The organism is Hydrotalea flava (genome assembly GCF_001623405.1).
Classification (GTDB): Bacteria; Bacteroidota; Bacteroidia; order Chitinophagales; family Chitinophagaceae; genus Hydrotalea; species Hydrotalea flava.
In genome coordinates, this window is record NZ_LUHG01000045.1 from 159,615 (window position 1) to 168,212 (window position 8,598).

At 39.6% G+C, this 8,598-nt stretch carries 6 protein-coding genes; 3 read left to right on the forward strand and 3 right to left on the reverse strand.

Annotated elements, in window-relative coordinates:
- Positions 1 to 414 precede the first annotated feature (414 nt).
- Entirely contained in the window at positions 415 to 2,643 is a 2,229-nt protein-coding gene (locus A0F92_RS05185) for a transferrin receptor-like dimerization domain-containing protein (RefSeq protein ID WP_068242421.1), read from the reverse strand.
- Positions 2,644 to 2,879: 236 nt separating this feature from the next.
- Between A0F92_RS05185 and A0F92_RS05195 the strand changes: the two genes are divergently transcribed.
- Positions 2,880 to 4,052, forward strand: a complete 1,173-nt coding sequence (locus tag A0F92_RS05195; protein WP_068242385.1) for an amidohydrolase family protein — start codon at positions 2,880 to 2,882, stop codon at positions 4,050 to 4,052.
- A gap of 12 nt (positions 4,053 to 4,064) precedes the next feature.
- Here the strand turns inward: A0F92_RS05195 and recO are convergent, their stop codons facing one another.
- Together recO and pheS are read right to left on the reverse strand one after the other, a co-directional pair.
- Positions 4,065 to 4,811, reverse strand: a complete 747-nt coding sequence (gene recO / locus A0F92_RS05200; protein WP_068242388.1) for a DNA repair protein RecO — start codon at positions 4,809 to 4,811, stop codon at positions 4,065 to 4,067.
- Positions 4,812 to 4,883: 72 nt separating this feature from the next.
- On the reverse strand, positions 4,884 to 5,912 hold the full coding sequence (gene pheS / locus A0F92_RS05205) for a phenylalanine--tRNA ligase subunit alpha (protein WP_068242390.1): 1,029 nt from the start codon (positions 5,910 to 5,912) through the stop codon (positions 4,884 to 4,886).
- Positions 5,913 to 6,050: 138 nt separating this feature from the next.
- On the opposite strand from pheS, the gene A0F92_RS05210 reads away from it, so the two are divergent.
- Complete coding sequence (locus A0F92_RS05210) at positions 6,051 to 6,806, forward strand: DUF4290 domain-containing protein (protein ID WP_068242423.1); 756 nt, start codon at positions 6,051 to 6,053, stop codon at positions 6,804 to 6,806.
- Between the two features lie 102 nt (positions 6,807 to 6,908).
- Complete coding sequence (gene murA / locus A0F92_RS05215) at positions 6,909 to 8,216, forward strand: UDP-N-acetylglucosamine 1-carboxyvinyltransferase (protein WP_068242425.1); 1,308 nt, start codon at positions 6,909 to 6,911, stop codon at positions 8,214 to 8,216.
- Positions 8,217 to 8,598: the final 382 nt, after the last annotated feature.

Sequence of the window (8,598 nt, forward strand, 5' to 3'; positions counted from 1 at the left end):
TTTGATGATTATCTAAAGTTCATCATACGCAGCTTAGTGTAAACCCCAAAAAAAATGTGGAAGCTACCGGCTACATATAATGATTATTTTTACATTACAATAATAAGTAAACATTTTTATATATACATAATTATTTTAAGTAAATTTTAAAAATACCGTGTTTTTACGATATTTAATACCAAAAAAGGTAAAATTTAATGTAAATGAGTAGTGTATGAATACTTAAAAATAATTATATTATGGTGATTGTTTTCTATCCTTAAAAAAATAGATGGCATCATTCGTCTGAAACCTGTTCGCCCAACCAACTTGTGTCTTTATAAACTTTATTATAAGCGTATACGACATAAAAATAAAAAGGCTGCCGTTGAAAGGCAACCCTTGTATGTTGTAATGTAATGGGTAATCAAATAATTATAACTGAGCTGCTTTGGCTAAATAGGCAGCCAATTGTTGAATGGCGGCTGCATCAACAGCAATTTGTTCCTGCGCTTCCTGCCAGTTGCGTTGCTCTATTGCTTCACGAATACCGGGCATGGTTTTAACACCATAACCTGTATAGAAGCCGGGTGCATATAAAGTGTGTTTGTACCATGGGCGGCGGGGTAATCCGTTGGTAGATAACAATTGTTGTTCTGCACGGTATAAAGCCTGGTTGAGAGGTGCTTGTATTGTGCTGTTGTGTAAGGCTTTTTCCCAGGTAATGGCCAAACTATCACTACTGTTTTTTAAAGCAACAATGGCATTTTGTAAAGGCGAGAAATCTAAGTAGGGTACTGCGGGTTTCTCAGTAGGGAATACCATTTTTTTAGTGGGGTCGGCCGCTAATTCAAACTGATGGGTGGCAATCATTTTATTTTCTACCAGTGTACTCATGCGCATTTGGTTGGTTATGTTCATTAAGTCGGTAATATAACCATCCACGGTTGTATGTAGGCTTCTGAAATCAAAAGGCAGTACATCGGCTTCTACCATGCGTAAGGCAGCTCTGCCGGCAGTCTTCGCCAAGGCCACACCGTATTCAAATGTAGGGTCTTTAAATCGGCGGTACATATCCCATGAATCATAAATGGAATGGTATTCGCCGCCTGCATCTTCACCTCCAAAACCTAAATCTAAACAAGGCACGCCTAAGTGCTGAATAAAAGAAGAATAATCAGAGCCTGAGCCCATGGCGCCTAATTCTAATGTGTGTTCTTTCATTAAAGCCTGTTTTTTTTCATCAGTAGCAGCGTGTACTATCTGCTCGGCTAATCTTCTTTTAAAAATACTGACATCGATTTCAGGATCTTTTACTGTTTCACTAATTTGGTACATAAAATTATTCAGTGCATGTGAGCCTTCTGCATTCAGAAAGCCCCTGCCGTTACCATCAGAGTTAATGTATACTACTGCTTTTTGTTGCAATTCTTTTCCATGATCTTCGGCCCATTCGGTGCTGCCCAATAAACCTGGTTCTTCTCCATCCCATGCGCAGTATACTAAAGTACGTTTGGGTTGCCAGCCTTTTTTCACCAATTCGCCAATGGCTTTGGCTTCTTCTAATAATGCAGATTGCCCGCTGATAGGGTCATTGGCTCCATTTACCCATGCATCGTGGTGGTTGCCTCTAATTACCCATTCATCGGGGTAAGTGCTGCCTTTTATTTTGGCAATTACATCATAGGCCGGACGAATCTTCCAGTCGAATGTTAATTTTAAATGTACAATGGCTTTACCGGGACCTACATGATACGTAATGGGTAATCCGCCTGTCCAGTCAGCAGGTGCTACCGGCCCGTCTAAAGCGGCTAATAAAGGTTGCGCATCATGATAGCTGATGGGTAATACTGGAATTTTTAATATGGTGGTAGCATCTTTACGGTCTAAACGTTGTGCATTTTCAGTAGCGCCAACGCCAGGTGTTAAGGGGTCGCCGGGGTACAATACCATATCCATTACACTGCCACGTTGTACACCATATTCGTTTTTAAATGGTCCCTTTGGGTAAACATCGCCACGGCTGTAACCATCATCTTTAGGGTCGGAATAAATAATACAACCAATGGCGCCATGCTCATAAGCTACTTTTGGTTTAATGCCTCGCCAGCTTCTGCCATATTTGGCAATTACAATTTTACCTTTTACATCAACACCCAATTTGGCAAGGGTTTCATAATCGCTGGGTAATCCGTAATTAACAAATACTAATTGCCCGGTTACATCACCATCGGCACTCCAGGCATTGTAAGTAGGTAGTTGTCCCTCCTGCCCACTGGTGGCATCTTCTTTTAAAGCCGGTTCTTTTAAAATAGCAGTGTATTTGGTGGGCGAGGTCATTTCCAATACCCTGGTAACAGGTGTGGGAAATAAAACCTGATAGGTTTCAATATGTGCATCCCAGCCCCATGATTTGTATTTTGCTAAAATAGCTTCTGCAACTGCTTTGCTGCCAGGCGATCCGATTTCGTGTGGTTTGGCCGACAATTCCTGAATGGTGTTACCTACATTTTGTGCACTTAACAAAGCATCAAATTGTTGTTCTAATGCCATTTGTTTGGCACTGTTTTTTTCGGTAAAGCCACTGATTGCAGCAGTTTGCGACCATGCGCTTTGCTGTAAACTTAACAAGCCTATGCCCATTAGCAGTAATGTTTTTCTCATGTTGGTTGTTTTGTATGATGGGGAAATAAATACCTGTAGCAATATAACTTTTTTTAGGCAATAATTGAAGATGTGGTTAATGCCATCCATCATTTTTAATGGCATTTTTAATGCGCATGCAGATTTAAATAGTGGATGCGATGAATATGATAATTATGATTTGCAGCGAAATGCTCCTTCAGCAAATGCTAAATACCCAATAAAATACAGAACTTTGCTGTATAAAAACAATTGCATTGTATCAGAAACTACAGGCCGATTTTTTATTTACAGGGAAAGAATTATTGCATAACGGTGAGGTATTGATTGCATTGTCTGATGGAACCATTGAAGCCATTGTTGCAGAAGCCGATGCGGGTACAGATATACAAAAGATGGATGGTGTGCTTTGTCCCGGATTTGTAAATACCCATTGCCACTTAGAGTTGAGCCATTTAAAGGGCACTATCCCTATGCATACCGGCCTGATAAATTTTGTTTTGGAAATTATTACCAAACGATTTGTTGAACCCGAAGCTATTGAACAGGCAATTATTGCAGCCGAAGCAGAAATGTTACGGAATGGCATTGTTGCAGTAGGTGATATTTGTAATACTGACCATACCCTTGCGCAAAAACAACAATCTGCTTTACATTACTATAACTTTATTGAAACCAGTGGATGGTTACCTGCTATTGCTGCAAAACGTTTTGAACTGGCCAAAAGTTTATGGCAACAATTTTCAACGCCTAAAAGTATAGTGCCACATGCTCCTTACTCTGTTTCCGCTATATTATGGCAAAAAATAGCACCCCAATTTTCAGGGAATGTTATTACCATGCACAATCAGGAAACACCTGCTGAAGATGCTTTATTTAGGAATGGTACCGGCGATTTTTTGCGTATGTATCGGCAAATGCAAATAGATAACAGCTTTTTTATTCCTTCGGGAAAAAGTAGTTTGCAAACCGTAGCGCCTTATTTCAACAATGCCGCTGCTGTTGTTTTAGTACACAATACATTTTCGACGAAGGATGATTTAATGTGGATACAACAATGGGCACAGCAATATAACACGCAACTTTTTGCTGCCATTTGTATCAATGCCAATTTATACATTGAACAGCAAGTGCCCACCGTTAGTGATATGATTGATGCTGGTATAGCTATCACCATTGGTACCGATAGTCTGGCCAGTAATCATTCACTCAGTGTGTTGGATGAAATAACAACTATTAACCAGTATTTTCCAAAAGTTCCAATATCTAATTTACTGCAATGGGCAACGCACAATGGCGCCAGGGCATTGGGTATGGAAAATAATTTGGGCACTTTTACGCCACATACTCAACCGGGTATTTTGCAATTGAAAGGCCTAGATGTTCAATGCAATAGCATTAAAAATGCACAGGTAAAAAGGCTTATGTAAAATTGTAATGGATTAAGCAGATAGTATTTCCTGTAAAATATCTAAACTTTTCAGCTTCCCGAATCCGGGAATATGTAAGGATAGGTAAAGCTGCAATGCTTGTAAAATGGCTCTTCTGGTACTTTGGTTTAACACAACTTCGCCAATGGTTTCAATTTGTTTGGGCATAATTTGCAATAAAGCAGCGGTGGCTTTTGCTGTTTCTTTTTCCATAAAATACACATGGTTGGGTTGTGTACTTACATAAAAGCCTTCCTGTAAATCGAGCCAGGGTGTTGCAACATTATATAGCCCTTGAATTTGGAAACCCAGAATGGCTGCCGCCTGCAGGGTAAAATAAATGGGAAGATTGGCCACCAATACATCATTGCCGGTATCAGTTAATTGCAGGGCTTCTTGTGTTAAATAAAACAATTCAACATGTGCTTCGGGTTGTTGTAAGCTGTGTTGCAGCAATTCTACAATATACAAGGTAACGGTATGCCTTTTTACATCGTTTAAAACATTTTGGTAAATATAACTCCAGCTAAATTCTTTAATAAACTGCAGTTGTTTTTGCTGGTGGTGGTACACTTCTAACGCCAGTATAGCCCCGGGTTGAAAATAAACAGCCTGTACTGGTTTGCGGCGTGTTGATTGATGTACGCCTTTTACAATATAACTCTGTATGCCAAATAACTCAGTATATATTTGGGTAATAATACTGGTTTCGCCATAACGGGTAGTTCTTAATACAATACCATTGGTTGTAAATACCATGATGTGGAAGCTAATGGTTGTAAATAGGCTATAGATATGAAAGCAGCCGCCACAATTTAGGTTGCTTTTGTATTATAAAGCAGCAGTAAATTGTTGTAAAAACCGCACATCGTTTTGTGAATACAATCGTAAATCATTCACACGGTATTTTAACTGGCAAATGCGTTCTATACCCATGCCAAAAGCAAAACCGGTGTATTTGTTGGAGTCAATATTAAAATTCTCCAATACTTTGGGGTGCACCATGCCACTTCCTAAAATTTCTACCCAGCCGGTATGCTTACAAACGGTGCAGCCTTTGCCGCCACATATCAGGCAACTGATATCCATTTCTGCACTGGGTTCGGTAAATGGAAAATAAGAGGGCCTGAAACGTACTTTCGTATCTTTTCCAAACATTTCCTGTACAAAAAAATAGAGGGTTTGTTTTAAATCGGCAAAGCTTACATTTTCATCTACATACAAACCTTCTACCTGATGAAAAAAGCAATGTGCTCTGGCGCTAATGGTTTCATTTCGGTAAACGCGGCCCGGACAAATTACCCTTATAGGTGGCTTTTGTTGTTCCATTACCCTGGCCTGTACACTGCTGGTATGGGTTCTTAACAGCCATGCGGGGTTTTGGTTAATGTAAAAGGTATCTTGCATGTCGCGTGCCGGATGATCTTCAGGCAAATTCATGGCGCCAAAGTTGTGCCAATCGTCTTCAATTTCAGGGCCTTCTGCTACCGCAAAGCCTAATCTCTGAAAAATAGTAACAATTTGCTGTCGCACAATACTTAATGGGTGCAATGTACCTACGGGAATGGGATCACCTGGTAAGCTCCAGTCGGTATCAACCGTTGCAGTTGTTGATGTATGATTGAGTGCAGCAAAAGATTGAAATCTTTCTTCTATCAGCAGTTTAAACTCGTTCAATAGTTGGCCCACAGCCCGCTTTTGTTCGGCGGGTACCCGTTTCATTTCGGCCATTAAACTTTTTACCAAACCTTTGGTACCCAGATATTTTATTCGAAAACTTTCTACCTCATCTGCATTTTGCGGGGTAAAAGCCAGTACTTCTTTTTTGTAATTTTCTAACTGTGTTGCTAACTGTTCCATTTGGCGAAGATAAAGAATTGAATGCATCTGCTGCAAGGGCATTATATTGAATTTTAATGCCAAAATAAGGCTATATTTCCAAAAAATAGCAATCAACTGCTTAAATACCTACATTTGCCTTTGATGAATGTAGATAACATGGAATATAACACCGCAAGAAGCTTATTAAGTATGCGGGAATATGGCAGGCATATTCACAAAATGGTAGAGTATGTAATGACCATAGAAGACCGCCAAAAAAGAAATGAACAGGCTAAGGCTGTAATAGAATTGATGGGTTTTTTAAACCCGCATTTGCGGAATGTAGAAGATTTCAGGCACATGCTTTGGGATCATTTATTCTTTATCAGCGATTTTAAATTGGATGTTGACAGTCCATACCCCATTCCGCAGAAAGAAACTTACAAAGCCAAATCTGATCCGTTACCTTATCCTAAACACAAACCCAAATATTCACATTTAGGCAGAAATCTGGAAGTGGTGATTGATAAAGCATTGAAAGAAGAAAATCCGGAGAAGAAAGCAGGCTTTGCCAATGCCATTGCTTACTATATGAAGCTGGCTTATAGTAACTGGCACAAAGAGCTGGTGCACGATGATGCCATTAGAAGCGAGTTGGATAGCATTACCGGCGGAGCGTTAGAGTTTAGCAATACACCCTATATTAAACACCGCAATCAAAATTTTGAACGGGATGATTATGCCCGCTCCGGTAATAACGGCCGCAGGCAACAAAATTTTGGCAGTCGTAATAACAATGGTCAGCGTAACAATAACAATAGTAACCGCAATGGCGGTGCAACAGGTAACCGAAACAATAATAACATCCAACGCGATAACCGCAATGCAGGACAAAGGGATACCAGAACCAACAATTTTAAAAAAAGGTATTGATACAACACCGTTCAATGCCTGTAAAAATATTTCAATAAAAGAGAGCTGTCCCCGATGGCTCTCTTTATTTTTGAGCAATCATTTTTAAAACACTTTTTATTTATGCATTCATTTGAAGTGATAGGAGGCAAAAAACTGCACGGCGAAATTATTCCACAAGGCGCTAAAAATGAGGCGCTTCAAATTTTGGCGGCGGTTTTGCTAACATCTGAAACAGTTACCATTCATAATATTCCCGATATTATTGATGTGAATATTTTAATTGAGTTATTGGCCGATATGGGCGTTCAGGTTGAACGTTTAAGCAGGCACAGTTGTAAGTTTACAGCGGCCAGTGTAAATACCGATTATCTCTCTTCCGAAGCGTTTAGAAGCAAAGGTGGAAAACTTCGCGGCAGTGTTATGCTGGCGGGCGCTATGCTGGGGCGTTACAAAAAGGCATTCCTGCCAAAACCGGGCGGCGATAAAATTGGCCGCAGAAGATTAGACACCCATGTAATTGGTTTTGAAAAATTAGGTGCCAATTACGTATATCAGGAGAAATTAGGCTGTTTTGAATTGTCGGCACCCCAATTAAAAGGCACTTTTATGTTGTTAGATGAGCCTTCTGTTACCGGAACAGCCAATATTATTATGGCGGCTGTATTGGCAGAAGGTAATACTTCTATATACAATGCAGCCTGCGAACCATATATTCAACAACTGTGTAAAATGTTGAATCGAATGGGAGCCAGAATTACGGGTATAGGTAGTAATTTATTGCAGATTGAAGGTGTAGATGCTTTATGCGGAACGGAACATACCCTTTTGCCCGATATGATTGAAGTAGGTAGCTTTATTGGTCTGGCGGCAATGACACAAAGTGCGCTTACCATTAAAGGGGCAGGTGTGCAACACCTCGGTGTAATTCCTGAAAAATTTCAACAATTAGGTATTCATTTGCAAATAAAAGGAGATGATATTATAATACCCGAGCAGGATGTGTATGAAATTCAAACTTATTTAGATGGGGGTATTCTTACTATTTACGATCATCCCTGGCCCGGCTTTACTCCCGACCTGCTCAGTATTGTGCTGGTAGTTGCCATACAGGCAAGAGGCAGTGTTTTGGTACACCAGAAAATGTTTGAAAGCAGATTGTTTTTTGTAGATAAACTAATTGATATGGGTGCGCAAATTATTTTATGCGATCCGCATCGGGCAACCGTAATTGGCCTGGCACGCAAAAATAAATTAAGAGGTATTACCATGAGTAGTCCCGATATCAGAGCAGGACAGGCATTGTTGATTGCTGCTTTGAGTGCAGAAGGCACCAGCGTTATTCAAAATATTGAGCAGATTGACAGAGGCTATCAGTATATTGATGAACGCTTACGCAATATTGGTGCACAAATTAAAAGAATAAACTAATACAGTTTTATTAGAATATAAAAATTGATATGTACAACAGCATGCACACAGGAAGGCCTGCTCATAGTGCAGGATTTTTGCTTATATGAGCAGTGCCGGTGTATGCAAGAATAGTATTTCCCTTAACAATGCTTTCCCTTATTTGATAAGGCATTGTTAACTTTAATTTATTTTTTCATCTATTCTTATTTTGCTCACTAAATTTTTATACCTTACAACACATCTTTGTGTTGCGTAATGATAATGACATTATTTCTTGAGTTTGACACCTGCTTTTTCAAAATCTTCTATAACTCAATAGGGTCTTTGGGTGCTGATGGATTTCAAAAAAAATGTAGTGAGCCAACATTTATCCACATTGCATACGGGCTTTTGAGTTGCT